This window comes from Shinella sp. M27 (genome assembly GCF_049199905.1).
GTDB lineage: Bacteria > Pseudomonadota > Alphaproteobacteria > Rhizobiales > Rhizobiaceae > Shinella.
The window spans coordinates 236,963-256,155 of record NZ_JBLZPK010000060.1 but is presented as its reverse complement, the minus strand read 5'-3'; the positions used below and the strand labels follow the sequence as shown (position 1 = coordinate 256,155).

The 19,193-nt window shown below is 62.7% G+C and carries 23 protein-coding genes and 1 riboswitch; of the genes, 3 read left to right on the top strand and 20 right to left on the bottom strand.

The window, feature by feature from the left end; translation table 11 throughout:
- Positions 1-54: 54 nt before the first annotated feature.
- The gene (gene tsaA, locus ACOZK4_RS23235; RefSeq protein WP_421594066.1) at positions 55-573 is read left to right on the top strand and encodes a tRNA (N6-threonylcarbamoyladenosine(37)-N6)-methyltransferase TrmO; all 519 of its coding nucleotides are present in this window, start codon (positions 55-57) and stop codon (positions 571-573) included.
- Between the two features lie 15 nt (positions 574-588).
- Here the strand turns inward: tsaA and ACOZK4_RS23230 are convergent, their stop codons facing one another.
- Positions 589-798, bottom strand: a complete 210-nt coding sequence (locus ACOZK4_RS23230) for a molybdopterin-binding protein (RefSeq protein ID WP_313525090.1) — start codon at positions 796-798, stop codon at positions 589-591.
- A 126-nt stretch (positions 799-924) separates the two neighbouring features.
- Between ACOZK4_RS23230 and ACOZK4_RS23225 the strand changes: the two genes are divergently transcribed.
- Positions 925-1,758 (top strand): amidohydrolase family protein, encoded by an 834-nt coding sequence (locus ACOZK4_RS23225; protein ID WP_421594065.1) that lies wholly within the window; start codon positions 925-927, stop codon positions 1,756-1,758.
- On the opposite strand, the gene ACOZK4_RS23220 is transcribed toward ACOZK4_RS23225, so the two are convergent.
- The 19 genes from ACOZK4_RS23220 to ACOZK4_RS23130 form a co-directional block, all read right to left on the bottom strand.
- On the bottom strand, positions 1,759-2,364 hold the full coding sequence (locus tag ACOZK4_RS23220; protein ID WP_421594063.1) for a thiamine phosphate synthase: 606 nt from the start codon (positions 2,362-2,364) through the stop codon (positions 1,759-1,761).
- Positions 2,361-3,134, bottom strand: coding sequence for a thiazole synthase (locus ACOZK4_RS23215; protein ID WP_421594061.1), 774 nt, complete (start codon positions 3,132-3,134; stop codon positions 2,361-2,363). Before ACOZK4_RS23215 ends, ACOZK4_RS23220 begins: the two co-directional genes overlap by 4 nt.
- Before the next feature lies 1 nt (position 3,135).
- A complete protein-coding gene (thiS, locus tag ACOZK4_RS23210; protein WP_421594059.1) occupies positions 3,136-3,333 on the bottom strand; it encodes a sulfur carrier protein ThiS in 198 nt (65 codons plus the stop codon).
- The gene (gene thiO / locus ACOZK4_RS23205) at positions 3,330-4,310 is read right to left on the bottom strand and encodes a glycine oxidase ThiO (protein WP_421594058.1); all 981 of its coding nucleotides are present in this window, start codon (positions 4,308-4,310) and stop codon (positions 3,330-3,332) included. The genes thiS and thiO overlap by 4 nt, the downstream gene beginning before the upstream one ends.
- Positions 4,311-4,312: 2 nt before the next feature.
- A complete protein-coding gene (gene thiC / locus ACOZK4_RS23200) occupies positions 4,313-6,124 on the bottom strand; it encodes a phosphomethylpyrimidine synthase ThiC (protein WP_421594056.1) in 1,812 nt (603 codons plus the stop codon).
- A gap of 91 nt (positions 6,125-6,215) precedes the next feature.
- A riboswitch (TPP riboswitch) is annotated at positions 6,216-6,332 on the bottom strand.
- A 135-nt stretch (positions 6,333-6,467) separates the two neighbouring features.
- Positions 6,468-7,184, bottom strand: coding sequence for a Bax inhibitor-1/YccA family protein (locus tag ACOZK4_RS23195; protein WP_421594054.1), 717 nt, complete (start codon positions 7,182-7,184; stop codon positions 6,468-6,470).
- 27 nt (positions 7,185-7,211) lie between these two features.
- Positions 7,212-7,985, bottom strand: a complete 774-nt coding sequence (locus ACOZK4_RS23190; RefSeq protein ID WP_421594053.1) for an anti-sigma factor family protein — start codon at positions 7,983-7,985, stop codon at positions 7,212-7,214.
- Complete coding sequence (locus tag ACOZK4_RS23185) at positions 7,972-8,517, bottom strand: sigma-70 family RNA polymerase sigma factor (protein ID WP_421594051.1); 546 nt, start codon at positions 8,515-8,517, stop codon at positions 7,972-7,974. The genes ACOZK4_RS23190 and ACOZK4_RS23185 overlap by 14 nt, the downstream gene beginning before the upstream one ends.
- Positions 8,518-8,571: 54 nt before the next feature.
- Entirely contained in the window at positions 8,572-9,009 is a 438-nt protein-coding gene (locus tag ACOZK4_RS23180) for a YqaA family protein (RefSeq protein ID WP_421594050.1), read from the bottom strand.
- 460 nt (positions 9,010-9,469) lie between these two features.
- Positions 9,470-9,694: a hypothetical protein gene (locus tag ACOZK4_RS23175; protein WP_421594049.1), complete on the bottom strand. Its 225-nt coding sequence runs from the start codon at positions 9,692-9,694 to the stop codon at positions 9,470-9,472.
- Between the two features lie 105 nt (positions 9,695-9,799).
- Positions 9,800-10,528 carry a TfuA-like protein gene (locus tag ACOZK4_RS23170; protein ID WP_421594048.1) on the bottom strand — a complete coding sequence of 243 codons (729 nt, stop codon included), beginning with the start codon at positions 10,526-10,528 and terminating at the stop codon, positions 9,800-9,802.
- Positions 10,525-11,709 (bottom strand): YcaO-like family protein, encoded by a 1,185-nt coding sequence (locus ACOZK4_RS23165; RefSeq protein ID WP_421594047.1) that lies wholly within the window; start codon positions 11,707-11,709, stop codon positions 10,525-10,527. Before ACOZK4_RS23165 ends, ACOZK4_RS23170 begins: the two co-directional genes overlap by 4 nt.
- Before the next feature lie 219 nt (positions 11,710-11,928).
- Positions 11,929-12,324 (bottom strand): hypothetical protein, encoded by a 396-nt coding sequence (locus tag ACOZK4_RS23160; RefSeq protein ID WP_421594045.1) that lies wholly within the window; start codon positions 12,322-12,324, stop codon positions 11,929-11,931.
- Positions 12,325-12,344: 20 nt separating this feature from the next.
- Positions 12,345-12,569: a hypothetical protein gene (locus ACOZK4_RS23155; protein ID WP_313525121.1), complete on the bottom strand. Its 225-nt coding sequence runs from the start codon at positions 12,567-12,569 to the stop codon at positions 12,345-12,347.
- A gap of 27 nt (positions 12,570-12,596) precedes the next feature.
- Positions 12,597-14,408, bottom strand: a complete 1,812-nt coding sequence (locus tag ACOZK4_RS23150; protein WP_421594044.1) for a hypothetical protein — start codon at positions 14,406-14,408, stop codon at positions 12,597-12,599.
- 7 nt (positions 14,409-14,415) lie between these two features.
- On the bottom strand, positions 14,416-14,859 hold the full coding sequence (locus tag ACOZK4_RS23145; RefSeq protein ID WP_313525126.1) for a helix-turn-helix domain-containing protein: 444 nt from the start codon (positions 14,857-14,859) through the stop codon (positions 14,416-14,418).
- 133 nt (positions 14,860-14,992) lie between these two features.
- A complete protein-coding gene (locus ACOZK4_RS23140; RefSeq protein WP_421594042.1) occupies positions 14,993-15,754 on the bottom strand; it encodes an amino acid ABC transporter ATP-binding protein in 762 nt (253 codons plus the stop codon).
- Positions 15,751-16,431, bottom strand: coding sequence for an amino acid ABC transporter permease (locus tag ACOZK4_RS23135; protein ID WP_421594041.1), 681 nt, complete (start codon positions 16,429-16,431; stop codon positions 15,751-15,753). The genes ACOZK4_RS23140 and ACOZK4_RS23135 overlap by 4 nt, the downstream gene beginning before the upstream one ends.
- A gap of 101 nt (positions 16,432-16,532) precedes the next feature.
- Positions 16,533-17,306 (bottom strand): amino acid ABC transporter substrate-binding protein, encoded by a 774-nt coding sequence (locus ACOZK4_RS23130; protein ID WP_421594040.1) that lies wholly within the window; start codon positions 17,304-17,306, stop codon positions 16,533-16,535.
- 278 nt (positions 17,307-17,584) lie between these two features.
- Here ACOZK4_RS23130 and ACOZK4_RS23125 point away from each other — a divergent pair, with 278 nt between their 5' ends.
- Complete coding sequence (locus tag ACOZK4_RS23125; protein ID WP_421594039.1) at positions 17,585-19,180, top strand: peptide ABC transporter substrate-binding protein; 1,596 nt, start codon at positions 17,585-17,587, stop codon at positions 19,178-19,180.
- The last annotated feature ends 13 nt before the right edge of the window (positions 19,181-19,193 follow it).

Below are 19,193 nucleotides of genomic sequence, written 5' to 3'. Positions count from 1 at the left end.
GATTTTGCGGGCCGCTATCGTCGTATTCAGAAAAATATAGCGACGGAGTTGAATGTGGTCCGGCTGAACGAAATCCGCGAGAACGAGGTGGCGATACCAGCGCCGGACGTTATGGATGCGGAGATCGTCTTCATCGGCCGCATTTCGACGCCCTGGACCTCGCGCATGGAAACGCCACGGCAGGGGCGTCCTGACGGCCCGGTCTGCACGATCGAGATTTTCGAACCCTGGGTGCAGGCGCTGACGGGCGTCGAGCGCTATGAACGGCTGGAGGTGCTATACTGGCTGCACCAGTCGCGCCGCGATCTCGTGCTGCAAAGCCCGGCCTCGAACGGCGAGGTGCACGGCACGTTTTCGCTGCGCTCGCCGGTGCGGCCGAATCCGATCGGCACCTCGATCGTGCTGCTGGAAAGGATCGAGGGCAACAGGCTCTTCGTGCGCGGCCTCGATTGCCTCGACGGCACGCCGCTTGTTGACCTCAAGCCGGATCGCACGCTCTTCAAGCCGATCGCGCCGCGCCAGAAGGGTGACGACGAGACCGACGAAGTGCATATGTGCAAGAAGGTTGACTAGGGAGCTTTCGGCTCCTTAGTCGTCCACGGCCACCATGACATCCGATGCCTTGACAACGGCATAGGCTTCCTGCCCGGCGGCAAGGCCGAGTTCGTTCACCGCCTCGTTGGTGATGGCGGCGGTGATGATCGAGCCGCCGACATCGATGCGGACATGGGCGGTGGTCGCTCCGAGAATGACTTCAACGATCTTGCCCTTGAGGCGGTTGCGTGCGCTTATTTTCATGCCGGTCTCCTTTGGTTTCGTGGGGAGATTTAGCGGGAATGGGGTGAAATGCTAGGCTGCGCCGTTAATTCGTATTTGAATAGATCATTCCTATGTGCCAGTGTTCGCGCTCTGGAGGAGGCCCGAATGATCGTCGATACCCATCTGCATCTCATCTACCGCGACCGGCTCTCCTATCCCTGGCTTTCCAGTGTGCCGCCGCTCGATGCGGATTTCACGCAGGACCTTTATGCGCGCGAAGCCCGGCGGCTCGGCATCGTCGCGGCGCTGCATATGGAAGTCGACGTTGCCGAAGGCGACATTCCGCATGAAACAGAGATGGTAAAGGGGCTGTCCGGCGAGGCGGGCAGCCTGCTCGTCGGCGCCATCGCCGCCTGCCGGCCGGAATCGCCGGATTTCCCGGCCTATCTCGATACGGTTCTTGCCAATCCCTTCGTGCGCGGTTTCCGCCGCGTGCTGCATGTGATGCCGGATGATCTGTCCGAAGGCGCGCTGTTTCGCGAAAACATCAGGCGTCTGGCGGGTACCGGTCTCAACTTCGATCTTTGCGTCCTGCCGCACCAGATCGACAAGGCGATAGCACTTGCCGATCTCGCGCCCGATGTCTCCTTCGTTCTCGACCATTGCGGCGTGCCTGACATCAAGGGCGGCGGTTTCGACGTCTGGAAGGGGCCGGTCGCCGACATCGCGCGCCGGCCGAACATGACCGTGAAGCTCTCGGGTATCCCGGCCTATGGTTCGGAAAGCTGGACGCTGGAGGACCTGAAGCCCTATTTCGCCCATATCGCCGAAAGCTTCGGCTTCGACCGCATGGTCTGGGGCAGCGACTGGCCAGTCTGCACGCTCGGCGGCGGGCTTTCCACCTGGATCGGCGCGACGCAGGCGCTTCTCTCCGGTGTGAGCCTGGAGGAGAAGCGCCGCGTGTTTTGCGAAAACGCCCGGCGACTGTGGAAGCTCTGATCAGCGCCAGCGCGCGGTGCGGGCGATCCATTCTCGAGCGCGCGCCTCCGGGTCGGTGTTCAGCGTGATGTCCGTCACCACGGCCGCGCTGTCGGCGCCGTTTTCGAAGACGGCGGGCAGGCGATCCGGGTTGAGGCCGCCGATGGCGACGAGCGGGATCGGCGCGATCCGTGTTTTCCAATCCCGCAATTTTTCCGCCCCCTGCGGTGCCCATTTCATCTTTTTCAGGATCGTCGGCCAGACCGGGCCGAGCGCGATGTAATCGGGCTTTGCGGCAAGTGCCGTGTCGAGTTCGGCCTCGTCATGGGTAGAGAGGCCAAGCTTCAGTCCGGCCGCACGGATGGCGGCAATGTCGGCATCTGCAAGGTCCTCCTGCCCGAGATGCACGACGTCGCAGGCCTCCTCGATGGCGATCTGCCAGTGGTCGTTGACGATGAGCTGGCAGCCGTGTTCGGCGCAGGTCGCCTTGGCGCGGCGGATTTCGTCGCGCAGCCGGTGCTCGGGTACGTTTTTCATGCGCAGTTGCACAAGCCTGACGCCGACGGGCACGAGGCGATCGATCCAGTCGGCGCTGTCGACGATGAGGTAGAAGGGGTCGAGCTTCACGAGAACACCGCCTTTCCGATGACGGGCGTGGAGGGGACGGCCATGTCGCGCGGTTCCAGCGGCACGGCCTGATGGGCGAGCCGGCCGGCGGTGATGGTCAGCGCAAAGGCCTCGGCCATGGCTGCGGGATCGCCTGCACCGGCGACGGCGGTGTTGAGCAGCACGGCATCATAGCCGAGCTCCATGACTTGGGCGGCATGCGAGGGCCGGCCGATGCCGGCATCGACGATCAGCGGCACGTCGGGGAAATGTGCGCGAAAACTCCGGAGCGCCGTCGAATTGACCGGCCCCATCGCCGAGCCGATCGGCGCGCACCAGGGCATCAACACACGGCAACCGGCTTCCAGCAGCCTTTCCGCCACGACGAGATCGTCCGTCGTGTAGGGGAAGACCTGGAAGCCCTCGTCGGTGAGGATGCGGGCGGCCGCGACGAGGCCGAAGACATCGGGCTGGAGCGTATCGTGATGACCGATCACCTCGAGCTTGATCCAGTCGGTGCGGAAGACGTCACGCGCCATCTTCGCTGTCAGCACCGCTTCCTTCACGCTGTGGCAACCGGCGGTGTTGGGCAGCACACGCACGCCGAGATCGCGGATCAGCTCGAAGAAAGCACCGCCCGACTTGCCGCCTGCGGTTTCACGACGCAGCGAGATGGTGACGATCTCCGTCTTCGAGCGCCGCACCGCCTCTGCCAGGATGGCCGGAGAGGGGTAACGGGCGGTGCCGAGCAGCAGGCGCGATTGTACGTCGATATCGTAGAGCTTCAGCATATCAGCCCCCCTGCATGGGCGAGAGGATTTCGATACGGTCATGCGCGTCGAGCGGGAACGCGGCACGGTCCTCGCGGTGCACCAGTTCGCCATTGACCGCCGTCGCCAGCCAGTCGCCCTCGTAGTCGAGGGCGAGCAGTAGGTCGGCGAGGTTTGCCGCGGCAACCTCCTGCTCCTCGCCGTTGATGATGAGGGTCATGAGGCCATCCTTTCCGGCTGGGCATGTTCGGCAAACAGCCGGCGCGCGACCTCGCTGGCCATGGCCGGCGCGAGCAGGAAGCCGTGGCGGTAGAGGCCGTTCACATGCAGGGTGTCGCCGTCTTCCGTCACCTGCGGCAGGTTGTCGGGATAGGCGGGGCGAATGCCCGCGCCCGTATCGATCAGCCGCGCCTCGCCGAAGGCGGGGTGCAGACTGTAGGCGGCGTTCAGGAGCTCCATCAGCGAGCGCGCGGCGATGGGGCCGGCATCGTCGCTTTCGATCATCGTCGCGCCGACCATGAAGCGATTGCGCTCCCGCGGGACGATGTAGATCGGATGACGCGGATGCAGCAGGCGGACGGGACGGGAAAGGGTGACGTCGCCGGTTTCAAGCCGCAGCATCTCGCCGCGTACGCCCCGCAGATTGGGCAAGCGCCCGATCTGTGCGGCCCCCGTGCAATCGACGACCCGGTCATAACGGGCCGTGTCACCGCCGGGGCCGAAGAGGAAGCGCATACGCGCCTCCTCAAGCCCCGCCGTCAGCGCGGAGAGCGCCTTGCGCGGGTCGAGATGCGCCTCCTGCCGGAAGAACAGCGCCTTGCGGAAGCGGCCGGCGAGATCCGGCTCCAGGGCGGCGATGGCCTGCTCGTCCAGCCATTCCCAGCCGCTGGTTCGTCCCGCAAAACGCTCAAGCTCACCGGCATCACGCCCGCTGGCCACGACCAGCGTGCCGCGCCGCTGCACATGGCCGGGAAGGGCGGCTTCCCACCAGTCCGCGGCGAGACGGCCGAGCGTCAGCACGGGTTCTTCCGCGCCTTCCCGTTCGCACCAGGGGGCGAGCATGCCGCCGGCAAAGCCGGAGGCACCCTGGCCGATTTTCTCGGCCCGTTCGTGAATGGTGACGTCGAAGCCGTGGCGATAGAGCTGCCAGGCGACCGTCAGGCCGGCGACGCCGGCGCCTTTGACGAGGATGCGCATGGTCATTCTCCCGCAAGCGGCATGTAGAGATCACCGCCCTCGCGGAATTTCTGGGCCATCGTCTCCAGCCCCTCCTTCTGCGCCTCGGCGCGGATATCGTGCGAAATGCGCATGGAGCAGAATTTCGGGCCGCACATGGAGCAGAAATGCGCGACTTTGTGCGCCTCCTTCGGCAGGGTCTCGTCGTGGAACGAACGCGCGGTGTCCGGGTCGAGCGAGAGGTTGAACTGGTCCTCCCAGCGGAATTCGAAGCGGGCGCGCGACAGGGCATCGTCGCGGATTTTTGCGGCCGGATGCCCCTTGGCGAGATCGGCCGCATGCGCCGCGATCTTATAGGTGATGACGCCGACCTTCACGTCGTTGCGGTCGGGCAGGCCGAGATGTTCCTTCGGCGTGACGTAGCAGAGCATGGCGGTGCCGAACCAGCCGATCATGGCCGCCCCGATGCCTGAGGTGATGTGGTCGTAGCCCGGTGCGATGTCCGTCGTCAGGGGCCCGAGCGTGTAGAACGGGGCCTCGCCGCAGGTCTTCAACTGCTTGTCCATGTTCTCCTTGATCTTGTGCATCGGCACATGGCCGGGGCCCTCGATCATGACCTGGCAGTCCTTTTTCCAGGCGATTTGCGTGAGTTCGCCGAGCGTCTCCAGTTCGGCGAACTGCGCGGCATCGTTGGCGTCGGCAATCGAGCCGGGACGCAGGCCGTCGCCGAGCGAGAAGGAGACGTCATAGGCGCGGCAGATGTCGCAGATTTCCTCGAAATGCTCGTAGAGGAAGCTTTCCCTGTGGTGATGCAGACACCACTTGGCCATGATCGAGCCGCCGCGCGAGACGATGCCGGTGACGCGGTTGACGGTGAGCGGGATGTAGTGCAGCCGCACGCCGGCATGGATGGTGAAATAATCGACACCCTGTTCGGCCTGCTCGATCAGCGTATCGCGAAAAACCTCCCAGGTGAGGTCCTCGGCAATGCCATTGACCTTCTCCAGCGCCTGGTAGAGCGGCACGGTGCCGATCGGCACAGGCGAATTGCGGATGATCCATTCGCGGATGTTGTGGATGTTGCGGCCGGTCGAGAGGTCCATGACCGTATCGCCGCCCCAGCGGATCGCCCAGACCATCTTCTCGACCTCCTCCGCCATGGAGGAGGTGACGGCGGAATTGCCGATATTGGCGTTGATCTTGACCAGGAAATTCCGGCCGATGATCATCGCCTCGGCTTCCGGATGGTTGATATTGGCGGGGATGATGGCCCGGCCGCTCGCGACCTCCTGGCGGACGAAGTCCGGTGTCACGAAATCGGGGATATGCGCGTCAAAACTTTCGCCGTCGCGGGCAAGGGCCTCTTTTGCCGCCTTGCGGCCGAGGTTTTCCCGGATTGCGATGAACTCCATTTCCGGCGTGATGATGCCGGCCCGGGCGTAGGCGAGCTGCGTCACCGACTTGCCGTCCTTCGCGCGGCGCGGGTGGTTGCGGACGGGAAATTCCGGCGTCAGGCGCTCGCCCGTTGCAAAGCCGTTATCCTCGGGGCGGACATGGCGGCCTTCGTACCCCTCGGTGTCGCCGCGGGCGATAACCCAGCTTTCGCGCAGCCGCGGCAGGCCGGCATCGATGGCGACGACGTGGTTGGGGTCGGTGTAGGGGCCGGAGGCATCGTAAACGATGACGGGCGGTTCGCCCGAGGTCGGGTGGAGCGAAATCTCGCGCATCGGCACGCGGATGTCGGGATGTTCTTCGCCGGCAATGTGGATCTTGCGCGAGGCGGGCAGGGCGCCGGTCGTGACGGTCGGGGTAAGCTTTTGGGCGGCAATATTCATCGTGAGGCTCCAAGTGTTCGTTTGGAGACCCAGTCCTAGAGCCGGAATGATGGAAGGACGCCGAGACGGAATCCGGGTTTGCGGATGTCCTGCCACAGCGCTTGCACCGTCCCTACGCCAGTATGAACTGGATCAGGTTCAACGGGTCACTGCGCTGCGAAAGCCAGCAGTATCTCAGCCCCTTGTCGGGACCCCCCTGGTGAATGCCTTAAGCAAAAACGCTGCGGGCCGATTTGTCAACATGGGTAATTTATGTAAGTAAATTCTTACGGTTTATTGCATGCGCACAAAAAGAAACGGCGGAGCATAGCCCCGCCGTTCCCTTTGAAATCATTCACGAAAACTACTCGCGTTCACCCGTGAAATTCAGCAGCAGCTGGAAGATGTTGACGAAATTGAGATACAGCGAGAGCGCACCGAACACAGCCATCTTCTGGCTCGATTCCTGGTCGATGTTTTCGGCATACTGTTCCTTGATGTTCTGCGTGTCCCAGGCGGTCAGGCCGACGAAGACGACGATGCCGATGACGGAAATCGCGAACTGCAGCGCGCTCGAGCCGAGGAAGATGTTGACGACCGAGGCGATGACAACGCCGATCAGGCCCATCATCAGGAACGAGCCGACCTTCGACAGATCCCGCTTTGTCACGTAGCCGTAGAGGCTTGTCGTGCCGAACATCGTTGCGGCGATGAAGAAGGTGCGGGCGATGCTCATGCCGGTGAAGACGAGGAATACCGAGGCGAGCGACAGGCCCATGACGGCGCAGAACGCCCAGAAGGTCATCTGGGCTGTGCCGGCCGACATTGTCTGGATCTTGAACGAGAAGAAGAAGACGAAGGCGAGCGGCGCAAGCATCACCACCCACTTCAGCGGGGAGGAGAAGATTGGCACGTAGAGCGCCGGCGTCGAGCCGACGATGAAGGCGACGAGGCCGGTGATGACGAGGCCGGCGCCCATGTAGTTGTAGACGCGCAGCATGTGCTGGCGCAGGCCCTCGTCGAAGAGGGCGGCCGATTGCGCCTGCGCGCCATAGCCAAATCGTTGTTGTACGGGTTCCATCTGAAATCTCCTTCTGGAAACGGTTGATCAGTAGAGCGTGCGGGAAAGATCCCGCGCGGTTTCGGCCAGCTCGTCGGCCTTGCGGCTTTCCGACACCAGCGCATAGGCGACATCGCCGATCTGCCAATAGGCGGCGCGGGCATTGTCGGCGTGGAAGAGCAGCACGTGCTGCACGGCAAAGGAGCCGGGGCGCACGGCGAAAAGCGACAGGCGCTCATCCTTCCGGGGCTCCAGCACCAGTTCGACGCTTGGGCCGTAGGCCGAGGGGAAGACCTGCGTGTCGACGACGCCCCAGCCCTTCGGCAGGTCCGGCAGGACGATTGCCGTCGCAGAGCGGATCTCGGCGGGGTCGAAGTTTTCCGTTTCCGGCTGAGACGCCATGTAATCGCGCAGAAGCGTCGTCTTGTGCGCCCGCACCGCCTCTTCCACGAAGACGGGCGGCGGCGTCGATGCCACGACCTCGGTTGCGCCGAAGGGGCCGAAGGCCGCATGGGCGACCCAGCCGGCGGCGACAAAGAGCGCGATGGTGGCGGCGCGGCGCAGGAAACCGAAGACGCGGCGGCGCGACAGCGCCCGTTCGAGCAGGCGTGCGGCCTCGCGCGTTTCCTGCCGCATCACCGCGCGGTGGTCGGCAAGCGCCAGGCGCAGTTCGTCGCGCACGCGCAGGTCCTTCATGATCTGGGCTGCGGTTTCGGGCCGTTCCGACAAATAGGCTTCCACCTCGATGCGCCGGCCGACGGCGAGCTGGTCGTCGACATAGGCGTTGAGATCGGCCTCGAGAATGGGGTCATTGCTTGTCATCGTCAGTGCCTCCGACGATTTTGAGATGGGTTACGGTCGCGGCCGGACCGCTCTGTTCGAAGCTGCGCAGCCGTTCGCGGGCGCGGGCAACGCGCGACATCAGCGTGCCCACCGGAATCTTCAGCGTGTCGGCCGCTTCCTGATAGGAAAGCTCCTCGATAGCGACGAGATGCAGCGCCGCGCGCTGGTCTTCCGGCAGGCCGAAGAACGCGTCGCGCAGCTGCGTGAGCCGCACCGAATGGTCCTGGTTCGCCGGCATCGCGCGTTCGGCGAGATCGGCCGCCGCATCGTGGCGGCGCTCCAGCGAGCGGCGCTGGCGCAGGCGGTCGATATGCGCATTGTGCAGAATGGACATCAGCCAGTTGCGTACATTGGCACCGGTGCGGAAGCTCGACTGCCGCTCGTAGGCTTTCACGAGTGCATCGTGCACGAGATCTTCCGCCTCGTCCGGATTGCGGACGAGCGAAAGCGCATAGCGCCTGAGCGCCGCAAGCTGTCCGATCACGTTGAAGCCGGGTGTCTTTCCGTTCATGACCCAATATACGAAAGCTGCGCGGTGCTCATTCCATCGTCATGGCAAAAAAATTCAAAGCCAATGCAGGATTGCCGCGGCGAGGACAACGTAGCGGCCGAATTTTGCGATGGTGACGACCAGCAGAAAGCGCGGGAAGGGCTCGCGCATGATGCCGGCGGCAAGCGTCAAGGGGTCACCGATAATGGGTAGCCAACTCAACAGCAGGCTCCACCAGCCGTAGCGGCGATACCAGCGTCCGGCGCGTTCCAGGCTTTCTGCGCTGACGGGAAACCAGCGCGCTTCGCGATAACGCTCGATGCCGCGCCCCAGCAGCCAGTTGACGACGGAGCCGAGCACATTGCCGGTGCCGGCGACGAGGATGAGCAAGGCCGGAGAGTGGTGCCCGAGGGCGAGCAGGCCGGCGAGCACAGCCTCGGACTGCGCGGGAACAAGGGTTGCGGCAAGGAAAGCCGCGAGGAAAAGGCCGCCATAGGCCGCAAGCGCGCTCATGGCGACGCACACCATGCCGTCAGCGATCGGTGCGCGGCAGGGATGCGATGTCGTCGCTCTTTCGACCTGTTTCGTGAAGTATCCACCGGGACGACCATGCCATTCTTCTTTCCGGGTGCCGGAATGGCCGCCTTGCTCGCCTGCCTAAGGCGGGACGATGCCGGGGAAAAGGCCGCAAAGGTGATTTCCGGCGGGGAAGTGGACGGATGACGTGGTTGTGAACGGAATGAGCCACCGCCTTGCGCTGAAGGCGTCGGTCAAGACACTCCGCATATCAGGAGATCGGCGGCGGCCCGCAGGTTCGGGCCGCCCGCACGATCGGCGCCGTGGAGGAGACGGCGGCTAAAGCAATTCCAGCAAAAGTGCGTAGCGGTTTTGCGTCCGGAATTGCGTAAAAAAATCAACCAGGGCGGTTTCGCGATTCGAAGAAAAGCGAACCCGATCTAAGGTCTTGCCCCGCTCAACAGAGCGGCGATCGATTCATCAGCATGATGTCGCTTGCCGTCAACGTCATGCGGGCCGGCTCGTCGATCTGGTCGAGCACGGCGCGGAGCGCCTTGTCGAGGCAGAACTCGACAACTTCGGCGTCCAGCGATTTGGCGGATTCGATTGCAAAGGCCACGAGACGCGCCAAGGCGATCAGCTCGGTGCTGCGGTCTTCCGTTTCTACGATGTCGATTTTCATGTCCCATGCCCCCAGAGCAATGCTCGTCTTAAGCCCTGCCTGAACTATAGGCGTGACTCCGGGTTTTTGCGCGTGACTCAAGCGTGACACACGCGGAATGGGAAACTACACGCTTTGCTTCGCTTTGGGTTGATCGGCCGCGATGCGCCAAAGCGAGGTTGCCCGAAAGGTCCAGTTTCCCTGTTTGGCAGGGGTTCCCGGCTGGAAATCCCGTATTGCAGCAACAAGGGCAAGCGCGTCCTCGCGCTTCCGGTTGACCGTTGCTGCATGGAGAAGTTGTAGGAGGCGTTTTTCATCTTCCCCCAATCCAGCGGCTTTGAGGATCGCGGGCCAGGTCCGGTCCTTGTAGAAAAGGCTGCCGGCGGCATCACGAAGGCGTGATATGTCATACTTATCAATGGCTTCCAGTGCATCCAACCGGTCCAACGTGGCGTCGGCGTTGACGAGCGGAAGCGATAGTGCCGGATACCCCAGTTCCGCCGGACCGTGCAGCAGTGCGACGTCGGCATCATCGATCCGGTGTCCGACGGCATAGTCCGCATAGATGCGGCCGACCCCGATCATGCCGAATGCATCGCACTCGGCGGCGCGCAGTGCGCCCATGCTGGCGGCCCCGAAAACGGTGACGCCCTCTTCCAGCGCATGGAGGATTTCCTTGTGCCAGACGGGCGCGACATGTTCGAAATTGCCGTCAACGATACCGATCGCCACTGCGCCTTTCCGCACGGCGGTCAACACGTCGCCATGCGCCGCAGGGGGCAGCACCTGAACGGCATCGCCGCACAGGGCGGCCGCATCGGGCAGGCTGGGGCCGACGAAGAGAACTTTTTTCATATCGATCCGAAGACCATGCGCGAGAGCGCCCGCGTGCCGACGGTGTGCCGGCGCGCACCCTCGGGGTTTTCCAGTGCGGGAACGACGACCTTCACCACCGAGATCGGCAGCGTAGCGTCGCCGAGTGGCACCGCGACGATAGGGGTGACTTGGGCATGCGCCAGTTTTTCGAGGCAGTGGACGAGCAAGGCCGCCGCATCGCCTTGCGGCGAGGGATAGGTTTGGGCAGGACTGGGCTGAGCATCGAACAGAGCAAGCGTTTCCGGCGCCAATGGTCGCGTGAACGTTTCGGCAAAAAGATCGTCGCGGGCACCGCTGATATAGGTCAGGCGCGATTGCGCGACTTCGGTGAGCGCGCGGATGACGGCGCGTAGCGCGACCGGATGCGTGCCGTAGCCGATCGTGGCGTCGTGGAAGAGCGGCTGCTGTTTTTCGGCGAGGCCCTCGTTGCCCAGCACGGCGGCATAGGTGGGAATGGCGAGATCGCTGGTGATGTCGAAGAGCTTCAGGTGGAGGCCGGCATCGCGGATGCGTCCGACAAGATCGGTCACGACGGGGTCGTCGATGGTGGCGGGGTCGATCGCATAGGCAAGGCGTTTTGTACGTGGCAGCAGGCGCCAGAGCCGGTCGGCATCGCGTTCGATGCGCTCGAGCAGGCCATGCAGGATCGCCTCGGATTCGGAATTGCCGGAGGCCAGGCCATCGGAGGATTGCCAGAAGCGTGGCGCTGGGTTCGTCCGGTCGAGGCAGACGGCCTCTCGTGGCAGGAAGACGCGCTCACCGGTCACGATGTCATAGCCGGTAAGCCAGTCGATTTCTTCATTTTCGTCGATGAAGGCCTGCCCGGCGGCAACGAAAATGTCGAGCGGCAGGCATGTTTGTCCCGTCTCGGCAAAGGCCTGTCGGGAGGATTTTCGTACAGGCACGAGAGGATCGCCGGCAATCGCCCGTTCAAGTCCCTCCATCGCAGCGGAAACCCGGGCATCGATATCCGTGATGCCCTTGCCCTGGTTGATGACGATGGAACGTGCATTCGGGCTCACGGCATTCCAGACGGGAATGCCGAGCCGGTCGAGGCCCGTGAGGCGGGAAAGGCGGGTGATGCCAAAACGAGGCAAAAGACCTTCGATCCGGCGCCAAGTTTCGTCAGGGCCGCAAATGCGGTCAGAATAGGCTGTCATAATATGAGCCGTTGGGTGCTCACGCGTCACTTATATCGGAGCGGATTTGCCGGTTTGCACAGATCATTCGCGACATCGACTGCAATCGTTGAAAACGGTTCCTGCCAAAAGATGGCGACCCCGCAGGTAATTCCCTCATTCGAAGCCGAGAGCGATGCGTTTCGGTGTTCCGGTGGAATATGCCACGCCGGCGGGTGCGCATGCCGACGTGGGATAAGCTCATTTGTCCATATATCCCCCGGAAAGGGGCTCGGCTGTTTGAGAAAAGGCTGCGAGATCGATGCAGTGCGTTGCGACTTCACCGTCTTTGCACAGATCGTGCGCCGCCTTTGAATCGACTGCGGTGAGAGTATGTGCATCAAGGTCTGCCATCCAAAGGCCTGGCTCCCCTTCGATTCCGATCATGACTACTCGAGACATATTCTTCTCCTCTCTGATTAAACCACGAAAAGGTAACAGCCCCTCGCGGAGAGGCAAATGTTTTTTGACCTTCAATAGAGACGCGGATCGATCCCCTACATGCCCAGAAACACATGGGCCGAACCGAGGCAGCAAGGCCTCGATCCGGCTCCAGGTTTCATCGGGGCCGCAAATGCGGTCCGAATAGACGGTCATGCCCCATGAGCCGCCGGGATTTATTTATCGTAGAAGCCGCCGGACGGTTCTGCGGAGCCTTCGGCCGTGGCCAGCGTCGCGAGATTGACGCCGACGGTTACCGTTGCGCCGGCCTTGCGCAGGTCGTCTGCCGCCTTCAGGGGGCCGCTGGCCGGTACCGCGATCTGCGTCACGGTGCCCGTATCGAGATTGGCCGCCCACAGGCCGTCATCACCTTCAATGCCCAGAACTACGATTCTCGTCATGATCAGTCTCCTTTGTTGATCGCTTTGTTAAAAACCGGCGCGTTTAAGCCCGTCGTAATAGTGCTTTCGCTGCCATTCTTCCTTGAACGGAATGATCGCCGTCCAGGACTCGAAATCGAAATTGGGATTGCTTTCAAAGGTTCGGCGTACGAACAGACGCGCTTTTTTGACGTCCCCGAGCATGGCCCAGCACGCGGCGGACAGGCGGTGGACCGGCTCCTTGTCCTTCATGCGGGTAATGTAAGCCAGCGCTTCCTCATATCTGCCGAGCGCATAGGCGGCACCCGCCGCCGTCCAGAAATATTCGTCCGGGGGCAGGGGGTTGAGGTCGATCGCGTGGTTGATCTTCTTCAGGCCCAGTTCCGGTTGCGAGCCTTGCACCAGGGTGTCGGCATAGCTGGCAATGACATTGGCGTGATGCGGGCTCAGCGTCTCGGCACGGTCGAGATAGGCGGCGCTCTCGTCGAAACACCGGGCATAGAGCTTCACCACACCAAGCTCGCGGTATCCGGCAGGCAAGCGTTCATCGATGCGGATGGTTTCCTCCGCATAGCGTTCCGCTTGCCGCAACAGGTCCTCGTCGCCACGCGCTGTCAGAAGCCATTCCAGGAAATAGCTGCGTGCGAGTCCGCCAAGCGCCGGCGCGAAGCCGTTTTTGGCTTGCAACGCCTCGCGAAAACTCTTGCGGGCCTTGCGAACGTCACGCAGATCAAGGTTCTTGAGCTGCCCCTGCCCGAGGAGGAAGCTGCGATAGGCATTGGGGTCGTGCTCGTAATCGTTCCGGATGATTTCGTTCATCTCGATCTGCGTCGCAATCGCGCCCGCGATCTGATGGGCGATCATCTGGCGTGAACGGGCCAGACCCTCCGCGGTCAGCGGGAAGCGGTCTGCCCAGATGACCTCGTCGCTGCCGAAGAAGATGAGCTGGGCAAAGAGCGTATGGCTGTCGCCCTCGTCGCGCAGCCTCGTCTCGAGGATGTAGCTGATCTTGTGGCGTTCGTAGGTGGCGGCCCGGTCGGTCTGCAGCGATATCTGGGCTGCGGTGTGCGGCGCGATGATCGAGATGGAGCGCAGGGCGCAGAGCCCGATCGTCACATCCTCGATCAATGCTTCGGAAAAGCGCGCGGCATTGCGCGCGGCAAGCGTGGTGACGGGGGGCAAGAGCACGACGCGTGGCGGGTTCTTGCGGGGGCGTGAAATGTCGTGCTCGTGCGGCGTCAGCAACTGGATGGTCGGCTGAAGCGTCATGAGGGGCGCGTGCAAGGCCGGCCGGCCTGTCAGCACGGCCCGGACCTCGTCATCGTCCGGGCTGCTTTCCAGAAGGCGAAGGGCTGCTGCAGAACGCACCTGCCGCGTCACGCCGTTTTCGGTTGCGTTTCCGCTGAGCAGCGTGCTGCGCAAGAGCGCTATATGCGCCGTTCGCTGCAACGTGATCCAGCTCATCAGCACGCGGTTACCCGACCGGGTATATTTCAGGAAGTCCTCGCTCAATAGGTCTGTCAACGTATCGAGATGCGCGCCGTCGCGAACCTGCCCCACATCGCTTTCGATAGATTCAGGCCCGAGCAAAACCGCCGTGTCGGTAAAGGTGAGGTAGGATCGGTCCAGCTCGCGCTGACGCTTTTGGACGCGGGAGACCGTCTGCCGGAGATTGGCGAAGGCGCTGGCGCTGTGTTCCTCATCCCAGAAAAGGCTCGCAGCCTCCGCGCGGGGCATCTCGGTGATGCCGCGCGTCAGGAGATAGCAGAGGATCAGGAGCGCCTTTTCGGGAAAGACGATGTCGTTGCCGCCCTCGTCGAGCAGGCGCAGATGACCGAACGTCTGCAGCCGTGCCGGCATTCTGGGCTCAGATCCGCAGTTCCGGTGCGTTTTCAGCGCGGTCGCCTGCCGTTTCGGCGGCACTTGCCTTGGACAGCGCGGTTGCGAGCTGGATGATCGACTTGCGCACGCCGGCATCCTCGATCTTCAGGAAGGCGCGGTTGAGGTCGAGGCCTTCCTTGGAGGAGACGAAGGTCGAGACGTCGCCTGTCTCGTGCCCGGCACCCGTGCTCGGTGCGTTGCTGTCGTCGTCCTGGAAGAAGAAGCTCGGCGGCACGCGAAATACGTCGGAGATCGCCTGGAGGCGGCTCGCGCTGATGCGGTTGGTGCCCTTTTCGTATTTCTGAACCTGCTGGAAGGTGACACCCAGCCGGTCGGCCAGTGCCTCCTGGCTCATGCCCACCATCAGCCTGCGCAGGCGGACGCGGGAACCGACGAAGACGTCGATCGGGTTAGGGACTTTCTTGTTCATGAGACTTTCTCCCCTTAAGCATGCCGGGGCATGGCGAGATACATTTATCCCATTACTCTGCTTGAATCGTAGAGCGGATGCAACTGCCGCGTCGCGTATTTAGTCGCTACCGTAACGTGAGGTCGCGTGCAGTCTATATATCGTAGTTCTGCGGTGCGCTCAGCGAGGCGATGAATTTTTTCGTGCGTTCCCGCTCCGGTGCGGAGAAGATCGAGCGCGGCGGACCCTGCTCGACGATCACGCCTCCATCGAGGAAAACCACCGCATCGGCGACACGCGAGGCAAGCCGCAGATCATGCGTCGCCATGACCATGGTCGTGCCTTCGCGGGCAAGCCGGCTCAGCACTTCCACCACCTCTTCGGCAAGCTCCGGATCGAGCGCCGAGGTCGGCTCGTCGCAGAGCAGCACGCGCGGCGAGGGGGCGAGCGCACGGGCGATGGCCACACGCTGTTGCTGGCCGCCGGACAGCGTTGCCGGCCAGGCATCCGCCTTGTGCGCCATGCCGACCTTTTCGAGCAGTTCCCGCGCACGGGCGCGCGCCTTGTCGGCGGGCCATTTCAAGACGGTGACGAGGCCTTCCATGACATTGGCGATGGCCGTCTGGTGCGGGAAGAGCTGGAAATTCTGGAAGACCATGCCGGTCTGCCGGCGCAGCTTCTGGATCGCATCCCAGCCGACCTTGCGGCCGGGGGCGAAGTCGATCTTCTCGTCGCCGAGCTTGATGGAACCCAAGGTCGGTATCTCCAGAAGGTTGATGCAGCGCAGAAGCGTGCTCTTGCCGCCGCCTGAGGGGCCGACCAGCGCCGTCACCGTGCCCTCGGCCATGTTGAGGCTGATGTCGCGCAGCACGTGGTTGTCGCCGAAGCGTTTTTCGATGTGGCTGAGCTCGATCATGTGCGGGCCTCCAGGAAGCCGCCATAGCGGGCAAAGCGCTTCTCCAGCCGCACCTGCAGGGCGGAGAGCACGGAGCTCAATGACAGGTAGATCAGCGCCGCCTCGATATAGAGGATCAGCGGCTCATAGGTGGTGGCGACGATGCGCTGCGCGGTCTGGAAGAGTTCCGGCACGGTGACGGCGGCGGCGAGCGAGGTGTCCTTCACCAGCGAGATGAAGGTGTTGGAGAGCGGCGGCACGGCGACGCGCGTCGCCTGCGGCAGGATGGTGCGGCGCATGGCCTGCGACCAACTCATGCCGATGGAGTAGGCCGCCTCCCACTGGCCGCGCGGCACCGAGGCGATGACGGCGCGGATGATCTCCGACGTATAGGCGCCGACATTCAGCGTGAAGCCGATGAGGGCGGCCGGGAAGGCGTCGAGCAGGATGCCGACGCTCGGCAGGCCGTAGAAGATGACAAAGAGCTGCACGAGCAGCGGCGTGCCGCGGATCACCCAGACATAGAAGCGGGCGACGGCGACCAGCGGCTTCGGTCCGAACAGCCGCGCGATGGCGGTCAAAAGGCCGAGTGTCAGACCCAGCACGAAGGACAGGAGGGTGAGCGGAATGGTGAAGACAAGGGCGGCCCACAGAAGGGGCGCAAGCGAATCCAGCATCAGTTGAAGCCACGGCGGCACGGGAAACCCTCCGAAATGCGGCTGGCCGGAGTGATCCCCGGCCAGTCGGTCGTTTCATCTATAGGACAGGAACGGCCCGCCGCGAAGCGGCCGTCACTTGATTACTTCGAGACGTCCTGGCCGAAATACTTGTCGGAGATCGCCTTGTAGGTGCCGTCGGCCTTGATGTCGACGAGCGCCTTGTTGATCGCTTCCAGCAGTTCCGGCTCGCCCTTGCGGATGATCACGCCGGAATAGTCGGCGTTTTCTTGCTCGGCGGCGATCTTCACGTTCGCATCGGGCTTGTGCTTCTTGAAGTCGAGGAAGGACAGGCTGTCGTTGATCGTGGCGTCGGCGCGGCCGGTCAGCACGAGCTGGATCGATTGGTCGAAACCGTCGGTGCCGACGAGTTCTGCGCCGGCGCCCTCGGCGATCTTGCCGAAGTTGCTGGTCAGCGACTGGGCGGACTTCTTGCCCTTCAGGTCGGCGAAGCCCTTGATGCTGTCGTCGTCGGCGCGCACGATCAGCACGGCCTTGGAAGCGATATAGGGCTCGGAGAAGTCGTATTTCTGCTTGCGTGCTTCGGTGATGCCGACCTGGTTTATCACCGCGTCGTAACGGTTGGCGTCGAGGCCGGCGATCAGGCCGTCCCACTTGCCTTCGAGGAACTCGGCCTTGACGCCAAGCTTCTTGGCGATGGCTTCGCCGATCTCGACGTCGAAGCCGACCAGCTTGCCGTCGGTATCATGGTAGGTGAAGGGCGCGTAGGTGCCTTCGGTGCCGATCTTCAGCGCGCCGGCCGACTGAATGGCAGCGAGGTTTTCGCCGGCATGGGCGGGTGCGAGGATAGCGGCCTGGAGCGCTGCGGCGGCAGCGAGGGTCTTCAACCAGTTCATCGTGGGACTCCGTTTCTGGCTCGTGTTCGATGGCGGATCAATCGCAGAAATTCGTGCAAAACGGTGGGCAGAAAACTGCGAATAATTTGGGCAAATGGAAATATTCTTCTCACTCGCCTCGTCCTTCCCGCGCTTAAGGTCGTGTTTTTCCAGCTTTTGCATGCTTCTCGCAGGTTGCAGATGCGCGGTGCATTTCCTGTTTTTAGGGTCTTGCCAACGGACAAAACAGCGACAATTGATTGTGCACCCAAAAAACAACAAAGGGGAAGGACAACAAAATGGCAAACAAAATGATCGGTTTTCGTGCAGCACTTCTGGCCGGCGCGATCCTCATCGGCGCAAGCCCGGCACTCGCCGAAGCGGTGCTCCACCGCGGCAATGCCGGCGAGCCTCAGACGCTCGATCAGGCGCACACCTCCATCAATATCGAGGAATTCATCCTCAAGGACCTCTATGAAGGCCTGACGATCTATGACGCCGCCGGCAAGATCGTGCCCGGTGCGGCCGAAAGCTGGACCGTTTCCGACGACGGCACGGTCTACACGTTCAAGCTGCGCGAAAACGCCAAGTGGTCGGACGGCTCGCCGGTGACGGCGGAAGACTTCGCCTTCTCGTTCACCCGCGTCGAAGATCCGAAGACGGCAGCCGGTTACGCCAATATCCTTTACCCGATCAAGAATGCCGAAAAGGTCAATAAGGGCGAGCTCGGCCTCGACCAGCTCCGCGTGAAGGCCGTGGATGCCAAGACCGTGGAAATCACGCTGGAGCGCCCGACGCCCTTCTTCCTCGAACTCTTGGCGCACCAGACGGCGCTGCCGGTCTCCAAGGCGAGCGTCGAGAAGAACGGCGCGGATTTCGTCAAGCCCGGCACGATGGTGTCGAACGGCGCCTTCAAGCTGGTCAGCCACGTTCCGAACGACAACCTTGTCGTAGAGAAGAACGCCAGCTACTGGGATGCCGCAAACGTTAAGCTCGACAAGGTGGTGTTCTACCCGATTGACGACCAGGCGGCGTCCGTGCGCCGTTTCGAGGCTAAGGAAATGGACCTCGTCTACAATTTCTCCGCCGACCAGATCGAGCGCTTGAAGAAGAGCTATGGCGAGCAGGTGCATGTATCGCCGACGCTGGCCACCTATTATTACGCCTTCGACACCCGCCAGGAGCCCTATAGCGACGTGCGTGTGCGCCGCGCGCTCTCCATGGCCGTCGATCGCGACTTCCTGGCCAAGGAAATCTATTCCGGCTCGCAGCTGCCGGCCTATTCCATGGTGCCTCCGGGCATCCAAGGCTACACGCCGGCGACCGCCGATTTCGGCGCCATGTCGCAGCTCGACCGTGAGGACGAGGCGCTCAAGCTGATGAAGGAAGCGGGCTATGGCGAAGGCGGCAAGCCGCTGAAGATCGAGATCCGCTACAACACCAACCCGAACCACGAGCGCGTGGCCACCGCTGTGGCCGACATGTGGAAGAACACCTTCGGCGCCGATGTCTCGATGGTGAACCTCGACGTGTCCTCGCACTACGCCTACCTGCAGGAAGGCGGCAAGTTCAACGTGGCACGCGCCGGCTGGGTCGCCGACTATGCGGATCCGGAAAACTTCCTCGGCCTCAGCGTTAGCACCAACAAGACTTTCAACTACGGCCAGTTCAACAATGCCGATTACGACGCTCTGATGAAGAAGTCGTATGAAGAGCGCGACCCGGCCGCCCGTGCCAAGGTCCTGCATGATGCCGAAGCGGTTCTCATGAAGGAACAGCCGATCGCGCCGTTCCTCACGCAGGCCGATCTGTGGCTCGTCTCCGGGAAGGTCCAGGGCTGGCAGGACAATGCCGCCAACCAGCACCTCAGCCGCTTCCTCAGCGTTTCCGAATGATCTAACGTAAGTG